Raw genomic sequence first — 18043 nt, 5'->3', positions numbered from 1 at the left:
CTTCTGGTCAATCTAAAATATCGAGTTTAGTAGAGTAAAATTTACTAAGCTCGATATTTCATTCTTTTCAAATTTTCTTATCTACCTCACAAGTTTACTGTAAGAATTTTTTTATTAATGTATTTAATAATAAATAGGCATCGGTATCAATTTTTTTTAGGTACCTTAGAATAAGTATTTATTGTATTTTCAATTATTTATCTTCTCCTTTAGTTCCTCATACCATTGTCTTCCTTCTGAATTCTCGATAAGTAATGTTTTTTATTTTTTGAGCTGAAAATAAACCTCTTTTATAAGCAAGCAATGAAAAATATTCTATTCATAATCTGTATTCTCTTTTCGTTTGGTTCGTTGGCGCAAGGGCAAAAAATTGATGCTACAATAGCGGGTAATAATAATATAATTAAGGTTCTGCAAAACAGTAAAAGCAAAGATCAGAATACTGGTATAAATGTAAAAGGGAGTAATAATACTGTAATAGTTATTCAATATGATTTAGATAAAACGGCTGATTATCAGAACTTCATAACTTATCTTACTATTAATCTGAAAGAAGTAAGAGTTGCAAACGATGTTGCCGCCTTAACTCAGAAGAATACTGAACTTATAAAAGCCTTAGTGGCTAAATCTAAGGAGTCCGGATTCTTTGATCCAAACAAGTTTTTAGCAGAATTTGATAACTTGAAAACAGAAAATAATAAACTCAAAAATAAAGTTGCAATATTAATTAAACAATCAAAAGAGCCTGAATTTATTGCTGTATTAAGAAAAGCTAATACGGCATTGGAGAGGTTCGACCATAAAGCATATCAAGATATTTTACAGCAATATAAGGTAAAGAAAAAGAAAGAAATAGCCAAAACAAGCTATTTGCAAGCACAGGATAGCCGAATAACATTTTTATTTGATTCTGCATTAGTGCAGATAGATGAAGCCTTGGTAATTGAACCAAATAATCCAGGCTATTTGACAGAGAAAGGAGATATTTATTATCAAAAAGGAGAATTCAGATACGCTTTAACATACTATCAAAATGCTTTGAAGGTTAGGGCAGAGAAAGCAGAAAACGAAGACCTGGATGTGGCAAAATCTTATAACAATATTGGTCAGGTTTATAGTAATTTGGGCGAGCTTGATTCTGCTTTGTTATTTTATGAGAAAACTTTGGCCATCTATAAAAATAAGCAAACTGATGATCAATCCATCGCAAATGCTTTCAACAATATAGGCTCTGTTTATAATGAGAAAGGAGAGTTTAATAAAGCTTTAGACTATCACAAACGAGCATTGATAATTGAAAAAAAGAATTCTGCTAAAGAAAAGGAAAATATAGCAATTTCGTATGGTAATATGGCAATGGCTTTTAATAACAAAGGTGAGCATGATAAAGCAATTGAGTATCTTACAAAAGCCCTGACAATTCAATGGAAGGTATTTGGAAAAGGACATCCTGATTTAGCTATCTCGTATAATAACATAGGATTTGTTTATAAAATCAAAGGAAATAATGCTAAAGCCTTAGAAAATTATAAAAAAGCAATGTCGATAGAAGAAAAATTGCTAGGGCAGGGCCATTTAAATACTGGTATTTCTTATCATAATATCGCAGGGGTTTACAGTGATATTAAAGAGTACAGCAAAGCAATAGAGTACTATGAAAAAGCTTTGAAAATACGGGAATTTACATTAGGAGAAAATCATCTGGATGTAGCTGCCTCCAGTAATAATATTGGATTAACGTATAGCAGGAATGGAGAATATAACAAAGCCTTGAAAGAGTATCAAAAAGTTTTATTGATACTAAGTAAACAACAAGAAAAACATGAATCAGAGGAGGCTACAACATATAACAATATTGGTTTACTTTATGACAATAAAGGAGATTACGAGAAAGCTATAGAGTATTATCAGAAAGCCTTGGAGATTCGGGAAAAGATTTTTGGTAAGGAACATCAGCCTCTGCTTGACCTATATAAATCTATCGGGATGGTATATATAGCAAAGGGTGAAACAGAAAGAGGAAAAGAATGGTTGAGTAAGTCTTCGTTTGTTAAAGAAACAGATTCCAACAAGGCCATATTGCTCAATAGCGAAGGTATGAATGCCTTCATAGTAAAGCAATATTCTGCAGCTATCCGGTTTTATGAATTCGCATTAGAGTATCTGGAAGAAAGTCATGCCCCCCGTACAGGCCAATTATGGGTTATTTTTTATAACAACCTTGCCAAAGCCTATTGTCAACAGGGCAATAAAGATAAGGCTTTGTCACTATTTGAAAAAGCTATCGACTTAGGTACGCAAAATGCCCTGAATATAGAGCAAGTAGTTAATAATTACGAAGAATGCAAGAAGAAGTAAATAATTGAATATAATTGAGCTTTATGAAAACTAACCTCTCTATACTCTTTTTCATCCTCTCTTTTTGCGCAAGGGCACAATCGCTTGTGAAAGAGCAAAAAGCTGACATAAGAGTTACCGGGAATAACAATGTAATCAAGGTTATTCAGGGTAACATAATTAAAGAGTATGACTTAAATAAAGATCGAGACTATCAGAAGTTTATTTCTTATCTACTGGGTATTCCACAAATGGCTAAGGACTTAAAAAGTATTGAGAGACTGATAAAGAATACTAATCAAGGCTTGAATAAAATAGATCGGATTTTTAATGAAACAAACCAGCTAGTTATAGGCTTAATAGACAAATCAAAAGAATCGGGCGTATTTGATCCCACTAAATTCCTTAAAGAGTTTGGTAAGTTAACCGTAGAAAACAGTAAACTTAAAGAAGAGGTTGAAATCTTAAGAAAGCAAACGACTGATACAGAGTTATCTGAAGTATTATTGAAAGCGAATAGAGCATTAGATAAATTTGATAATGAGACTTACCAATACATTTTAGAGGAATACAAATTAAAACGTAAAGCAAAAATTGCAAAAGAGAAAAAAGAGATAGCACAGTTGAGTTATCTGCAAGCGCGGAATAACAGAATAAATTATTTATTTTCTAGAGCATTAATGCAAATAGAAGAATCATTAACCCATGAACCTGGCAATACATATTATCTGGCAGAAAAAGGGCTTATTTATTATAAGCGAGGAGAGTATGATGAAGCCTTAGTATATTATCAAAGAACTTTGGGGATTCGTGAAAAAGTATTAGGCAAAGAGCATCCTGATGTGGCTAGTTCCTTCAATAATATTGGATTGGTGTATAAAGATAAAGCAGAGTATGATAAAGCCTTAGAGTATCTGAAAAAATCTCTGGAAATCCGCGAAAAGGTATTGGGCAAAGAGCATCTGGACGTGGCTTGCTCTTATAGTATGATTGGGTTAGTTTATAGTGAAAAAGGAGCATTTGATAAAACCCTGGAATACTATCGGAAGGCATCGGTGATTGAGGAAAAACGCTTAGGTAAGGAACATCGTGATGTGGCAGATTCTTATAAAAATATTGGATTAGTTTACAAAGATAAAGGAGAGTATAATAAAGCTTTAGAGTATTTGCAAAAAGCGTTGATAATTCGTGAAAAATTGTTAGGCAAAGAGCATCCTGATGTAGCTAGTTATTATAATATAATCGGATTGATTTATAAGGATAAACGAGAATATAACCAAGCTTTAGATTATTTGCGAAAAGCGTTGATAATTCGTGAAAAGGTATTAGGTAAAGAGCATCCGGATGCTGCTACTTCTTACAATAATATTGGACTGGTTTATGAAGATAAAAGGGAGTATGACAAGGCGTTAGATTACCTTGAAAAAGCATTAAGAATCCGAGAAAATGTGTTAGGCCAAGAAAATCCGGATGCTGCCGATTCGTACAACAATATAGGCCTAATTTATTTATATAAAGCAGAATATGGGAGGGCTTTAGAATATCACCAGAGAGCATTGATAATCCGAGAGAAAGCTTTAGGAATAAACCATCCCAATGTAGCGACCTCGTATAAAAATATCGGATTAGTTTATAAAGATAAGGGAGAGTATGATACTGCTATAATTTATCAGAAAAAAGCCTTAATGATTCGGGAAAAATCATTGGGTAAAGAGCATATTGATGTGGCTAATTCTTATAACAATTTAGGCTTGATATATAATGCTAAGAGTGATTATGATAAAGCGTTGGAATATTATCAAAAGGCGTTAATAACTCGAGAAAAGATATTAGGCAAGGACCATCAGGATATAGCTAATTCTTATAATAACATTGGCTTTGCTTATATAGCCAAAGGAGAAAAAGAAAAAGGAGAACAGTTTCTAAACCGAACTTGGTTTGCAAAAAAAAATGACTATGAAAGAGCAGAAATGATAACCAAGGCTGGTATAAAAACTTTTAAATCACATCAGTATTTGGCAGCTATTAATTACTACGAATTCGCTCTGGAAGTAATAAGGAATAGCAAAAATTTCCAAACAATCAAATTACAAGTTAACCTCTATCAAAACCTTGCTGAAGCCCATTGTTATCAGGGCTTTAAAGATAAAGCACTGCCATTTTTTAAAAAAGCTATTGCGCTTGGTAAAGAAGCTGGCATAGATATAAGTGGTGTAATTAGTAACTATGAGGAATGTAATAAGAAGTAAAACTATCTAAATTTTTATAAAATATGAAGAATGCATTTATTAGTTTAATTTTTTTATTAATCAGTTTATACTCTGTAGGGCAAATTTCTGAAATTACATCTGATACATCAGGTAAAAATAAGTTAAGAGTTCATCAAAGCGGAAAAGATAGTATTCAGAAGTCGAAGATTCATCTTAGTAAAAGCGATAGTAATGATATACAGGTTGTACAAGGTGCGCCAATTTCGGAAGAAGCAAACGATAGTGGGAGTTTTTCAGATTGGGTAGGTAAAACGGATAATCTTTTTAAAATGCTAATAACAGTTGGATCTTTTATTGGCTTAGCTTGGGGTGGATGGACAGCCTGGACCAATAGGAAAAAGACAAAATAAAGCAGATTTAAATATTCAGGATTTAATCTTAAAGTCAAAATCACTTTAAGATCAAACCCTGAATATTTACTATATAAATAATTTATTGAATTATGTTCTGATTATTTTCTCTTTACCTTCTTAATACTTTTCAGGTATCTTTTCAATTCTATATCTTTCTCAATCAAACCAATGATTTCTTTCATGGTATTATCAGAAATCTCAGGTGTTCTACTAATAATATCTACACCCTCAGGAGTGAATAAAGTCTTTGAAAAGACAATCACCGCCCATTGGCCTTTTGGGTCTATTAGAGCCACCCGCCATTGGCTTTTCAATAAACCTAAAATGCCTTTTCCTCTCCAGGTAAAAGCCGCGCTATCTTTTTCGTCCTGGTAGTCATAGCCTATGATAGTTTTCTCTTTACTTTTTTTGAGATACTTTACTTCATCTAGAAGTACTTTTTCACCTTTGTGGGTGGTAATGGTATAATTGAAAGTTGGATTGGTTTTGTCGCCTTTCAGCCACATCGGGAAATTAGTGTAGCAAATAAACCAGGTGCCTACCAGAGTTGTGAAGATACTGTGCATGAATAGGTAATTTTTTAATTTGGATTAATAACTAGCATCATCCAGTTTTACTTTTCCTCTGAATGTCCAGAAAACGAAAGTGGTATAAGTAGCTACAATAGGCACACCTATTACGGCGAATAACAGTATAATCTTCAAAGATTTATCCGTTGATGAACCATTATGCACCGTTATGCTATAAGCAGGGTCAATGCTTGATAAAATGATATTTGGAAAAAGTCCAACTGCCACTAATACCATCAATAAAGCCGTAACAACTGCCGAAGAAATAAATGCATAACGATATTTACGTTTAGTGATTTGTCGGGTAATATTAGCAACCGCCAGAATAGCTAAAATCGGAAAAGCAAACATATAAGGTACTTCTTTATACCGCTCGGCCATATGGGGTACATATAGCAATGTTACTACAGAAGTAACCGCAAACATTAATACAAAAAAGATGGTGGTGTTTTTAACTATCACCGTCAATTTAGCATATAATCGGTTTTCAGTCTTCATCACCAGATAAATAGCCCCGTGCATCATAAATAAAGATAACGTTGTAAAAGCTATCAGAATGGCGTAAGGGTTAAAGAAATCGCCTAAAGTACCTCTGTAAACAAAATTCTCGTCGAGCGCTAGGCCTTGTATAATATTGCCCAGTATAAGTCCTAGAGATAATGTCAGAATAATGCTTGATACACTATAACTAATATCCCATGTTTTGCGCCACCAGAGCATGGGCTCTTTTGACCGGAACTCAATAGAAATAGCCCTGAAAATCAGCATAACCAGAAATATCATAAAAGGCTCATAGAAAGCTGAAAAAATAGTAGCATATACCACAGGGAAACCCGCAAATAAAGCTCCGCCACCAATCACCAGCCAAACTTCGTTGCCATCCCATACAGGGCCAATGGCATTGAGTGCTTTCCGTCGACTTTCTTCTTTATTAAAAAATAGATGCAATGCGCCTGCGCCTAAGTCAAACCCATCCAGAATGGCATATCCGCTGAAAATGCCACCAATTACCAGAAACCACCAGGTGGCCAGATTGAGTCCAAGTATTGTTTCCATTATTTTATAATCGGGTTATCACGTTTTGAATACTCAGGAATCAGTTCATCATTGCCTTCCAGCCCGTGTTTTATTTTCTTGTTGAGCAGATACAAAAACAACGCAAATAACAGGGCATATACTAAAGTAAACATAATTAACGAAAAGAGTACCTGTTCAGCCTTAAGCGATTGCGACAGAGCGTCAGAAGTTCTTAATAAATTATATACTACCCAGGGTTGCCGCCCGACCTCTGCTGAATACCAGCCCAATTGATTGGCTACCTGAGGTAACAAGACAGACCAAGCAAAAATATGCATTAGCCATCGCTGCTCAAATAATTTGCCCCGCCACCATAGAAAAGAAGCCAGTAGGGTCAGTCCGATTAAAGCCATGCCAATCGCCACCATTATATGAAAGGTCTGAAAGACAAAATTTACTGCCGATGGCTGGTCATCTTTTTTGAAAGCGTTCAAGCCCTTAACAGGTGTCTTGGTATCATTATGCACCAGAAAACTTAGTCCTTTGGGAATGCTCACACCTGTTACTTTCTGATTTTTTTTGTCAACCCAACCCATCAGATATAAATCGGCTATACTTGATGAATCAAAATGTCCCTCAAAGGCAGCTAGTTTGGCAGGCTGATGTTTGGCTACCCCAACTGCTGAATGATGCCCCGTAAATAACTGTAAGAGAGAAGAGACGGTGGCAACAACCAAAGCTATTTTAAAACCAGGCTTCGCAATATCCAGATGTCGCCCACGCAGAATATAATACGCGTTGACACTCAAGACCAGAAAAGAACCCGCCAGAAATGCCCCGATGAGCACATGCGAAAGCCTGTCCATGCTTGATGGATTAAATACCATTTCCCAGAAATCGGTGATTACAGCACGGGCTTTCATTCCCTCACCCTCAATTTTATAACCTGCAGGGGTTTGTTGCCAGGAATTGGCTACCACAATCCAGATAGCTGAAAACATAGAACCTAAGGCCACCATCAGCGTAGCAAAGAAATGCACCCGTGGACTCACCCGATTCCAGCCAAAAATCAGGATCCCTAAAAAGCCAGATTCCAGGGCAAAAGCAAAAATTCCCTCTGCTGCCAGAGCACTCCCAAAAATATCACCAACATAGCGTGAATAAACTGCCCAGTTGGTGCCAAACTCAAACTCCATCACGATGCCTGTAGCCACACCAATACCAAAAATGAGGGCAAATATGCGTATCCAGAAACGGGTCATTTGTTCGTAGATAGGTTTACCAGTGCGCAGGTAAAGCCCCTCCATAATAACCATGACCACACCTAAACCGATACTTAAAGGAGGATATATATAATGAAAGGCGATAGTAAACGCAAACTGTATGCGAGAAAGCAGTTCAGTATTCATAAATCATTGTGTTAGATGTAGCGAATTTCAGCCCCAGATGAATATGAATCAAGGAAAATCTACTTTATTTTCAATAAGAAAAAATCTTAGCCTTTAGGCATATATTTATCATATTTTGAAGAATTTTTTCAAACATTTGGGTGTTTTATAAGTTTTAGCCCACTATTTCGCAGAACCCGCAACCCTCTGAACAATAGCGGCCAAAGCCACCCAGATAACCCACTTCTATTACCTCCTTTGGACCTGTTAAGGTGAACGTAAAATCTCTATACCCCTTTATTGTTGTTTCTGCTTTCTTATTCTCCTTGATGGTTATTTTTCTTGACTTCATCTTCGAACTCTCTAATAACTTAAAATGAATTTCCTGGTCAATCAAATTGGTATCTATTATCTCATTTCGTTCTTTAAGAATACTCAGGTATTTATCAATCAAACCCGAAACCAGCAGTTGTCCGAATCGGGGGTCTGTAGGTTCGAGATATTGGTCATTATTGTCCTTTTTTTCGGCCACAACCATTAGAGATGTGGCTTTGAAATGTGTGGTTGTATGATGAATAAAAGCCGGTTTAGTTTCCAGGCTCTCGACCTTAAACGAAACCTTGTATTCATGATTAAAAATATCGACAGTTTTTTCGTGTAAGAGCCCGGCAATGAATTTTTCAGCAATCTGGTCGATGTAGAAAGAGATTGTCCATTGTATAGTGGGCGAAATAATCTGAAATCCTGAGCCGCCATTCTGATAGCTGATTTTGGCCTGCAAATCAGAAAAAGTAAAGTGCTTGAAAGTTTTTCCTTGTTTGATAGGAAACCCTTTCTCATGTAGAAAATTAGAATATTGAGTATCAGCTTTGGCAATGACACCGTACAGCCATGACGCAAGTGGATAATGATAGTTCCACATGAGATGAGGGGTAGCTGTAAGTGGTTTTAAGGTAAGTATTAGTCGCATGCAAAAGGTTTCGATAGTGAATCGGGGCCTAAATGTAGATGGGGTATTGACGAAATGGAAATTTTAATGGATAAATTTATTTTTCGGTCACTTTTTTAGTTCAATATTGCTAGAAGTAATGATTTAGGGCAGAAACAACAGATATGTAGACAAATTTTGAGTGATATATCAGTAGTAGCGTTATTCTAATTTGTTCTCTGTAATTTTGTGACGCAAATTTTTTTTCGCCAAGACCGAGATATTTCGCCTGAAAGTGGAAATTCCAACACCGAAATAGCCGATGACTATTCTGATTGTAGAAAAAACAGAAGAGAATGTGAAGCTGATAGCCGAGTTATTAGCCGAATATTATCCGATGTCAGAACTGGTTCATTGCCAAAGCATTCAAGAATCTTTGGCTTATCTGGCTATGCATGAGGGTGTGGGTTTAGGTTTTTTTGAAGTAGAACTGAAAGATGGATTAAGTTTTGAAATTTTTCAGCAGATAAACATCGTATTTCCAGTCGTATTTATGTCGGCCTACGACAAATACTGGTCACAGGCCATGCCACTAAATGCCATTGATTATTTGAGGAAACCTATAGAAAAGACCGAGATAATCAGGGTATTAGATAAATACGAAACTTTGAGAAAGCATTTTCTCCTAAACCTTAAGAGCCCTGATTATAAAACGCTTCCTGCCAAAGACCGATTAATTGTGAAGAAAGGCACAAACTATTACGTCCTGAAAACGGATGAGGTAGGCTTTATCTACACCGAATCAAGAGTGGTTTTTCTTATAGATAAAACAGGAGAGCGGTACATTATAGAAAAGAACCTGAGCGAACTGGAATTGGAATTGCCTGGCCGACAGTTTTTCAGAGTAAACCGAAAATTTATTGTAAGCATTGATGCCATCAGAAGCTTTAAGCCCTCATTCAAAGGGAAAATCGCTTTAGAACTCATGCATCTGTCAAAAGCCGAAGTAAGTATCAGTCAGGAAAACGCAGCACAATTCAGGAAGTGGATTGAAGGTTAAGACAAAACAAAACCATTATATAAACCAAAAGAAAACCATGAGAAGAAAGCTTTACTTAATCGCTTGTTTAGTCACACAATGGGCATGGGCACAAGAAACTCCAACAGATAGTGCCAAAGCATTGAATGAAGTAGTGGTGTCGGCATCAAGAATTGAAGAAAGTATTTTTAAAGCTCCCGTATCTGTTACTAAAGTATCTGCCCTGCAACTGCAACAATCGCCCGGCATAGAGTTGATTTCTTCTTTATCCCGCTACAAGGGCATTGATGTAAGCCAATCGAGTTGGTTTGTAACAAGTTTAAGTACCAGAGGATTCAATAGTTCAAAGGCTGAACGCATTCTGCAATTGGCCGATTACGTTGATTTTATGTCTCCAACTTCTTCTTTATACGGAGGCAACTGGATGGGTACACCTGATTTGGATATAGATAATATTGAAGTAATCTACGGAGCAAACTCGGCTCTCTATGGCTCGGGTGCTTTCAATGGCGTGATATTGATGCACTCAAAAGACCCTTTTAAACATCAGGGATTAGCCGTTTCGGTACGTGGTGGTTCAAGGTCATTATTAGACGGACAAATCAGATATGCCCAGACATTCGCCAAGCGTTTTGCCTTTAAACTGAATGCCAATTTTACCCAAGGGGAAGAGTTTTTGGGTGAATCAGACGCCGCCATTAAAGCCGTAACAGCAGGTGGATTGGCTGGCTCTGATGCAGCCAATAATGCCTATGGCTCACCTTTCGGTTGGAATAAATTGAATTATTTTGGCGATGTAGGCTCAACGGTATCAGATCCAAAATACACCCAATACAACAATAACCAGCCTTACCGTATTTATATGCCCGGTTTCAAAGAGGGAACTATTATTGGTACTAATGCAGGAGACAATTTTATCAATCTCAATACTTTTCAAGCGGGTAGCATACGTCTGAACCCATCATTGCATTTCAAGATAAACGAAAAAACACAGGCTTCTTATGAATATCGCTGGTCGATGGGAAACGGTATTTTTCAGAGTACCAGCCGCTTTGCCTGGCGCGAAATGCAATATGATTTGCACAAATTTGAGATAAAGCATAATCGTTGGTTTGTGCGGGCCTATTCCATGTTTGATTATGGCGGGAAAGCCTACGAGATAGGAGGGGTAGCCAATGCCCTGCAGAATGTACGCATGACTGACCCAAAAAATGGTAACTTCCCGACTATTTCGGCCAATTATTTCAATGCCTGGAATCAGATATTTGCTGCTGCACGTGGTAGCGGCTTTGGTGGAGGTAACTTATCAGGAGTTTATACGCCTGACCAGATAAATGGAGGTATTCCAACCGCGTTTTCAATACCTGTTATTCAGGGTGGGCAATCTATTCAGGATGCGGCTAAGTTAGCTTTTAATCTTACGCAAAACCTGCAATTGAGCCCAATGCCTGCAGGAGCATCTACTTCACAATTCGACCAGATAACGGATAAAGTAGCGAATGGGGTGGGCGATTTAGTGATTAATGGCTCAACCGTAAAAGGTGCAGCTTTTGCCAATACCGCCCGCTATACCGATTTATCTGCCCAAAGAGAATTTAAATTTAATACAACAGATATTGTAGTAGGAGGAGCTTATCGTAGTTATTTGCTGAAATCAAATGGCACTTTGCTTTCTGATGGTAATTTTTCACCATTAACCGGAGAAAAAAGAGATGGTATTACCAATTGGGAATCGGGTGTTTATGGACAAATCCAACAAAAGCTATTAGATGATAAGCTAACCTTAGCGGCCGCAGGTAGGGTAGACCTCTTCCAGAATTTTGATACCAAGTTTTCACCACGTATTTCGGCGGTTTATTCGGTAGGTCGTCATAATTTCAGGGCTAATTTTGCTACGGCTTTCAGAGCTCCAGCACAGCTTGACCAATATATTTACCTTGATTATGGCAGCATCTTGCTGATTGGGAATGTTGAAAACGGTTTTAAAGGATTAAATTCAGCAGGTACACAGCCTTATGAAGTAAAGAAACTGGCACCTGAAAAAATGAATAGCTGGGAATTGGGTTATAAAGGATTATTGACCAAAGATTTACAGATAGACCTGAGCTATTACCGCAGCTTATATAATGGTTTTATAGGCATTGTCCGTTTTCAGGGACGTGAAGATGGAAAAGCACCAGAAGGTAACTTCCAACAAAAAACAGGTGATTGGGCAAAAACTGCACCCGACCGTACGAGAGGAAGATTTATCCAGACCTGGGCAAACTTTGATAAACCTGTTACCACGCAAGGGACATTTATTAGTCTTGACTACCGCGTAAACAGCAAACTCAATGTATATGGCAATCATACCTGGGCTAAAATCTCAGATATCAAAGACCTGATAGCGGGCTTCAATACACCGGAACATAAGTTCAATATAGGGGCCAATGGCTTAATAACGAAAAACTTCTCATATTCAGTGAATTATCGTTGGAGTAGCACTTATATGTATTTTATGCCTTTCGATGAGGGAGAAATAAAGGCTTATGGTACGCTAGATGCCCAGTTGAATTATTATCTGAAAGACTTCCATTCTACTATAAAAGTAGGTGGCACAAACCTCACGAATGCCAATGCCATAACAGTCTATGGCTCAGCACCTATCAGCCGTATCATCTACGCCGGAATTGTTTGCGACCTGAATTTCAATAAAAGCAAGAATTAATCGTTGAGAGTAGGAGTTGAGTGATTGAGTGATTGAGTGATTTTGAATTAGGGAACAGAAGTCAGTATTTGCTGGTTTTATAATTAATCGTGTTACATTGTATTTTGCGAACATGTGACAAATTATTCGCTAATTAACTATTAGTCATTCATGATTAATCACTAAATCACTCATTCGTTCAATTACTCAATTATTTATCCATGCGCACGATTGCCATACTAGCCTTTTGCTGGGCTATTATGCCAACAGTATTGGCTCAGCATTCAATAACACTACGCGATACACGGATTGATATAAAACCCGTTGGCTACCATATTGCCGATGTGAAAGACGGACGACCTCAGAAAAACGGCATTGGTACCATCATTACCTCTCTCAACGATAAATCTTCTATTACTATTACAGGTGGTGTGAAGAATGGTATACAGAATTTTATTGCTAAAAATCTGGCGAAAGATGTAAATACTGTTCCGATTCTGTACAATCTAAAAACATTGACAGTCGCCGAATCAAGAAAAGAAGGAGCAGTCAATGGCAAAATGACACTATCCGTAAGTTTTGAGCGAATCGGGAAAAACGATACGGTTGCATTGGTTACTTCTGATGTGTTTATGGATTATAAGCGGTCGATCGTCGCTTCGCCTAATATGAATAACCTTGAATCGGTACTAAATCAACTAATTGTGCAGACACTCGACTACTTTACTGATTGGATGCAAATCAACAATGAAAAGCATGAGGCCTTAAACAAAGGAGTTGAGATATTTATCATGCCAGATTTTAAAAAGAATGATAAGGATACTATCTATTATGAAACCAGAAAAATAAACTGGGATGATTTCAGGGGTAAACCTAATTCCATGAGATATGGTGCAGCTATTTTCAGCAATTTCGGTTATCATTCTTCTTTTAAAGTATCCAAAGGATTAATTCAGGCTTTTGTGGAGACCCGAACTTATATGGTAAGAGGCATGTCGTGGGCTAATGAGTCGGCTAAAACTGATTATTCACTGGCGCATGAGCAATTGCATTTTGATATTACCAAATTGGTGGTAGAACGCTTCAAGAAAAAAGTAAAAGCCATGCACGCCGAAAGCATAGAAGACCTGAATAGTATGATTCAGTATGAATATCTGGAATCGTACAGAGAAATGAACCGGCTACAAAAAGAATACGACGACGAATCCCGCCATAGTCTAGATACTTTCAAACAAGCCGAATGGGTCCAGAAAGTAAAGATGTGGTTGAGTGAGGTAGTGGGGTAAAAAAAGAAGCCTTTCCAGAAAGAAAGGCTTCTTTTTTTATACTTAAATCTTCTCACCAACCATCATCAGATGGTTTTGGTTTGGCGGCTGGTTTTTTTCCGGCTGGAGTGTTGCCCGCTTTTAATGTGCTTGCGGCAGGAGCGGCAGTAGTGCCATTGGCAGCTACTAAGGTGCCTTTATCAACTTTTGAGAAGACACGGCTAACAATCTTCCACTCTCCGTTTATTTTTAATAGATTCAGAAAATCTACGTATTTAAAAGTATCAAATTCTTCTTCAGTTACTGCTGTTCCGGCTGTTCCGGCGTAGCTGTAGCTTACAATATTACTCTTCCATTTAGCACCTCCGGCAGGTACCGATGCAATGAATCTTTTTACCGGAATTTCGGCGATGCGCCCGTTAGATAAGCTACGTAAATTGGCAGCATAGTGGAACGCACGGTTCAGTTTAGCTGAGTCACCCGAGGCACCACCATCTAAATAGTTGTACAGAGTTTCTTTGATAGCGTCGTCGTCCGATTGTGCACTGACTTTCACTGAAAAGCCAAGCATTAGTATACATGCGAGTAGTAATTTGTTACATTTCATCGGTATAATTGTTTTAATCTTCTCCTCAAATTAACGAAAATAATACGGGAGTATTGCAAGCTTTTTTTGCATTATTTGCGAATTTCTTAATATATTTTTAATGTAATTCACTATATACGAAACTAAGCTATACCGACTCAATGCTTATAAATCACTTAAAAATCTACGATTTCTGTGGTATTATATCCTTTAATAGAATTTTAAAATGAAATTTTAAAAATAGTTAAGTATTTCTGTTACTTTAGCAAGCGGATACGTCTAAAAACCGACTACCGATGGAAACCAGATTCAAAATCTATTGATACTCAAATAATTATTCCAATTTTTGTTGCAGGTAGCAGGATTTTGATACATTTGCAGTGCTTATTATTTATCTAATCATTAACAAAAAAACAATTACGAAAATGGGATTAATGTCATTTTTTAAAGGGGTAGGTGAAAAACTTTTCGGCCACAAAGAAGAAGCAGCACCAGTTGAGAAAAAAGAAGAACTGAAAGCCAGTGTTCTTTTAGCTCACGTTCAAAAACTTGGCTTGTCTTTTAATACATTAACTATTAAAACTTCGGGTGATACTGTAACTTTAGTAGGTGATGTAGATACACAGGAAGAGTCAGAGAAAATTGCTTTGGCAGTTGGTAACGTTGAGGGTGTACACGTAGTTGACAACCAGTTGACTGTAACTACTCCTGAACCGGAGGCACAATTCCATACGGTAGAAAAAGGAGATACTTTGTCTAAAATCGCTAAAACTTACTACGGCGATATGATGAAATACCCTGTTATTTTTGAAGCTAACAAACCGATGTTGACTCACCCGGATAAAATTTATCCAGGTCAGGTATTAAGAATTCCAGCTCTTTAATATATGAGAAAGGCCCTTTTCCAAGGGCCTTTTCTATGTTTATACTTCCTGACAAATTCTATTTATCTATTATTACTTTTCTGTTGATTATCTTTTCTCCTACTTTAATTCTGACAATATAATTACCTGTATTATAAGGGGCCAGATCAATAAATTCCTGCTTGCCCTGATTAACTTTTGAAACATTTTGTTGCAATACTTTGCCTGACATATCTACCAGAGAAATAACAGAGGTAGCAGGCTGAGATGAAAGAAACTCTACCGTGAGTTGCTCACGCGCAGGATTCGGGAATAATCTGATGCCATCTTTCACAGTCTCTTCCGTTGCCAGGGGCTCCAGAATAATGATTCGGGCACTACCAGATACTACTCCTGCGCCGCAGGTATTTTTTACTTCAGTAAGCTGGTAAGTAGTAGTTGTAGCAGGTTTTACGCCCAATACAAACGGATTGGCGCTGATAGCAAAGTTTTTTCCGTTTGATAACGTCACTGAGGCAGGGAAGCCTCCGGTAATATTTACTTTCAATGCCGTGCTATCCCCTAATAATATTGTATTATCTCCGCTCAGAATTGCCGTTGGAACTGCCTTGATATTTACATCTACGCGGGCCTTATTACTCTCACAACCATTGCTATTGGTCTGGGTTACGTAATAGGTAAACGTACCCTCTTTGGTAGTAGACGGAACCAGCGAATTATATGATTTCAAATCAAATTCATCGACATACCACTTGATATTTGTGCCAGTTGCCTTTAGAACCTGAGGCGTACTATTCTGACAGATATTAACTACCGGACTAACAGACGGTGGATTAGGTGGAGAAACAATGGTTAAGGGCCCAATAGCCGCACTGAATAAAGGTGAATTTTTAGCCACTACTTTCAAACGATAACCCGAACCTGTTTTGAAATCAGCAGGAATCTGGGCTGAAAGATTGAACAAGGAAACCTGCGTTGGTAAATCAACGAAATTTTGTCCGGACTGGTCAGAAATCTGAATACTCAATTGGCTGTCGAAAGATAAACCTCCGGTAACACTTATTGCAAGTTTGACCGATTGCCCCTGACAAATGGTTGTATTATTTAGGCCTGTAGCACTTATTTGTGGTTGTGCAACTGTAATAGCTACTCCACCATTTCTTTGGCCGTCGCCACACATATTACGAACAGACGACACGGCAAAAACCGTAGTCTCATTCAATGTTTTACGAAATATATGAGTAGTCTGGCGTGTATCTTTCATAGAAGTGCCATCTGATAGATCAAAAGACCAGGTTCCGCTACCTCCTAAACTAAGGGTGAAATCAACCGTTTCTCCTGCGTTGATTGAAGTTTTATTTGGAATGAGATAGGCAGTAGGGTAGGTACGAATCGCAAAACCTTCGCTGATTGGGCTCATCGTTTGAGGGCCTGTAGCTGTTAATCTGATATGATAACTTTCGCCCTCAGGTAAATCATCTGGCAGTTTTAACAGGACTTTACTGCCACGTCTTTTCGATTCAATGGCTTTGTAGTTTTTACCCAATCCATCTGATAGTTCAACATTTATCTGGTTATGGTCTTCAAATAAACCCTCTAAGCCATAACTCACCTGTACCGAATCTCCTACACAATACACATCCTTATTCAAGCTCTTGATAGAAACAAAATTAGAAGAACCTTGTCCGACAATCTGGTATTCAGCTGACGGAGAAAAGCGAGTACTAAACGACGCCTGCATTTTTAGGTATTGTTGTTCTGTAAAAGCACTCCCGCAATTCTGATAATAGGCCATGAAATTATTCGTGGCCGGTGCAAATCTATCTCCATTGGCATCAATAACTGTTGATGGGGCAGGGTCAGTACAATTAAATGCAGAAGAAATAGGCAATCTCTCAAATGGGTCGGCCGGGGTATCAGATATCTGGTCACCTGCTATGGCACTATTTGAACCTGCTCCTCTGGTAACTAATTCCCGTTGTGATATTACGGGGCTATTGCTATCCTGAAAGGTATGTAGCAAACCAAAATAATGACCTAATTCATGCAGGAAAGTTTTATTTTTAAGGCTCTGAATATCGTCGGTTGTACGCTCAAAATACGAGTAAAATACACGGTTACTACTGGAAGCTAAACTTGGCAAGGTTGCATAGCCGCTTAGTACAGTTAAATCGTTCAGGCTGATATTTTTGGCAAAATAGATATTGATGGCATTCTGCACATCATATTTTTTACGGAGCTCAACCTCATCTTTTATTTTAAACTCAAAGTATTTATCATCTTTAATCGGATATACCTGATTATTGAGCAGGTATAATTCTACATTGACATTTTTCAGGTAAGTATTGGCGTGAGCAATGATTTCTCTTATATCTGCCTCATTCAATACAGAAGCAGCAGGCGTGCTAATGCCCGAAATGATATTGACCTTTATGGCGACTCTATAGTTAGTAATACGCGCTTTGCCGGAAGATTTTTGCTGAATAAATTGCTGATATTGAGATAAAAGAGCCGTTTTTTCTTTTGTGGATGGTGCAGGCATACCACAAGTCCACTGGGCGAAAAGATTCTCACTTTGCCCAAGTAAAAATAGCAAAATTATAAAAGGCCAATGGGTCTTCATTCTTAAAGATACACTCTTCAATAGCGTTAAAAACAATTACGGGATTCAGGTAATTGGAACCGGGTACTGTTCAGGCTGAATTGGCCAGCCTGGATTATATGCGTGCAGCAAAAGTAGAT

General features: G+C 37.6%; 13 protein-coding genes. 7 read left to right on the top strand and 6 right to left on the bottom strand.

The genetic code is table 11. The annotated features are described in order from the left end of the window. Positions 1-303 precede the first annotated feature (303 nt). The 3 genes from D0T08_RS04015 to D0T08_RS04005 are packed head-to-tail and all read left to right on the top strand — an operon-like array spanning position 304 to position 4957. Entirely contained in the window at positions 304-2358 is a 2055-nt protein-coding gene (locus tag D0T08_RS04015) for a tetratricopeptide repeat protein (RefSeq protein ID WP_116981284.1), read from the top strand. 23 nt (positions 2359-2381) lie between these two features. Next, on the top strand, positions 2382-4586 hold the full coding sequence (locus D0T08_RS04010; protein ID WP_116981283.1) for a tetratricopeptide repeat protein: 2205 nt from the start codon (positions 2382-2384) through the stop codon (positions 4584-4586). A 23-nt stretch (positions 4587-4609) separates the two neighbouring features. Then, the gene (locus tag D0T08_RS04005; protein WP_116981282.1) at positions 4610-4957 is read left to right on the top strand and encodes a hypothetical protein; all 348 of its coding nucleotides are present in this window, start codon (positions 4610-4612) and stop codon (positions 4955-4957) included. Positions 4958-5058: 101 nt separating this feature from the next. On the opposite strand, the gene D0T08_RS04000 is transcribed toward D0T08_RS04005, so the two are convergent. The 4 genes from D0T08_RS04000 to cas6 form a co-directional block, all read right to left on the bottom strand. Then, entirely contained in the window at positions 5059-5526 is a 468-nt protein-coding gene (locus D0T08_RS04000; protein ID WP_116981281.1) for a lipocalin family protein, read from the bottom strand. Positions 5527-5550: 24 nt separating this feature from the next. Continuing rightward, complete coding sequence (gene cydB, locus D0T08_RS03995; RefSeq protein ID WP_116981280.1) at positions 5551-6585, bottom strand: cytochrome d ubiquinol oxidase subunit II; 1035 nt, start codon at positions 6583-6585, stop codon at positions 5551-5553. Then, positions 6585-7955: a cytochrome ubiquinol oxidase subunit I gene (locus D0T08_RS03990; protein WP_116981279.1), complete on the bottom strand. Its 1371-nt coding sequence runs from the start codon at positions 7953-7955 to the stop codon at positions 6585-6587. Before D0T08_RS03990 ends, cydB begins: the two co-directional genes overlap by 1 nt. Before the next feature lie 154 nt (positions 7956-8109). Beyond that, positions 8110-8904, bottom strand: a complete 795-nt coding sequence (gene cas6 / locus D0T08_RS03985) for a CRISPR-associated endoribonuclease Cas6 (protein WP_116981278.1) — start codon at positions 8902-8904, stop codon at positions 8110-8112. 280 nt (positions 8905-9184) lie between these two features. Here cas6 and D0T08_RS03980 point away from each other — a divergent pair, with 280 nt between their 5' ends. From D0T08_RS03980 to D0T08_RS03970, 3 genes are all read left to right on the top strand, one after another. Then, positions 9185-9922 carry a LytTR family DNA-binding domain-containing protein gene (locus tag D0T08_RS03980; RefSeq protein ID WP_116981277.1) on the top strand — a complete coding sequence of 246 codons (738 nt, stop codon included), beginning with the start codon at positions 9185-9187 and terminating at the stop codon, positions 9920-9922. A 37-nt stretch (positions 9923-9959) separates the two neighbouring features. After that, positions 9960-12608 carry a TonB-dependent receptor gene (locus D0T08_RS03975; protein ID WP_116981276.1) on the top strand — a complete coding sequence of 883 codons (2649 nt, stop codon included), beginning with the start codon at positions 9960-9962 and terminating at the stop codon, positions 12606-12608. A 200-nt stretch (positions 12609-12808) separates the two neighbouring features. Next, entirely contained in the window at positions 12809-13873 is a 1065-nt protein-coding gene (locus tag D0T08_RS03970; RefSeq protein ID WP_116981275.1) for a hypothetical protein, read from the top strand. Between the two features lie 52 nt (positions 13874-13925). Here the strand turns inward: D0T08_RS03970 and D0T08_RS03965 are convergent, their stop codons facing one another. Continuing rightward, positions 13926-14459 carry a nuclear transport factor 2 family protein gene (locus D0T08_RS03965; protein WP_116981274.1) on the bottom strand — a complete coding sequence of 178 codons (534 nt, stop codon included), beginning with the start codon at positions 14457-14459 and terminating at the stop codon, positions 13926-13928. A 404-nt stretch (positions 14460-14863) separates the two neighbouring features. On the opposite strand from D0T08_RS03965, the gene lysM reads away from it, so the two are divergent. Next, a complete protein-coding gene (gene lysM, locus D0T08_RS03960) occupies positions 14864-15322 on the top strand; it encodes a peptidoglycan-binding protein LysM (protein WP_116981273.1) in 459 nt (152 codons plus the stop codon). A 58-nt stretch (positions 15323-15380) separates the two neighbouring features. Here the strand turns inward: lysM and D0T08_RS03955 are convergent, their stop codons facing one another. Continuing rightward, complete coding sequence (locus D0T08_RS03955; RefSeq protein WP_158561185.1) at positions 15381-17897, bottom strand: T9SS type A sorting domain-containing protein; 2517 nt, start codon at positions 17895-17897, stop codon at positions 15381-15383. Between the last annotated feature and the right edge of the window lie 146 nt (positions 17898-18043).

The sequence above is a fragment of the Emticicia sp. C21 genome (genome assembly GCF_003418935.1).
In the GTDB taxonomy this organism is placed as follows: Bacteria; Bacteroidota; Bacteroidia; order Cytophagales; family Spirosomataceae; genus Emticicia.
The sequence above is the reverse complement of the archived record's forward strand: the minus strand, read 5'-3'. Positions and strand labels throughout refer to the sequence as shown.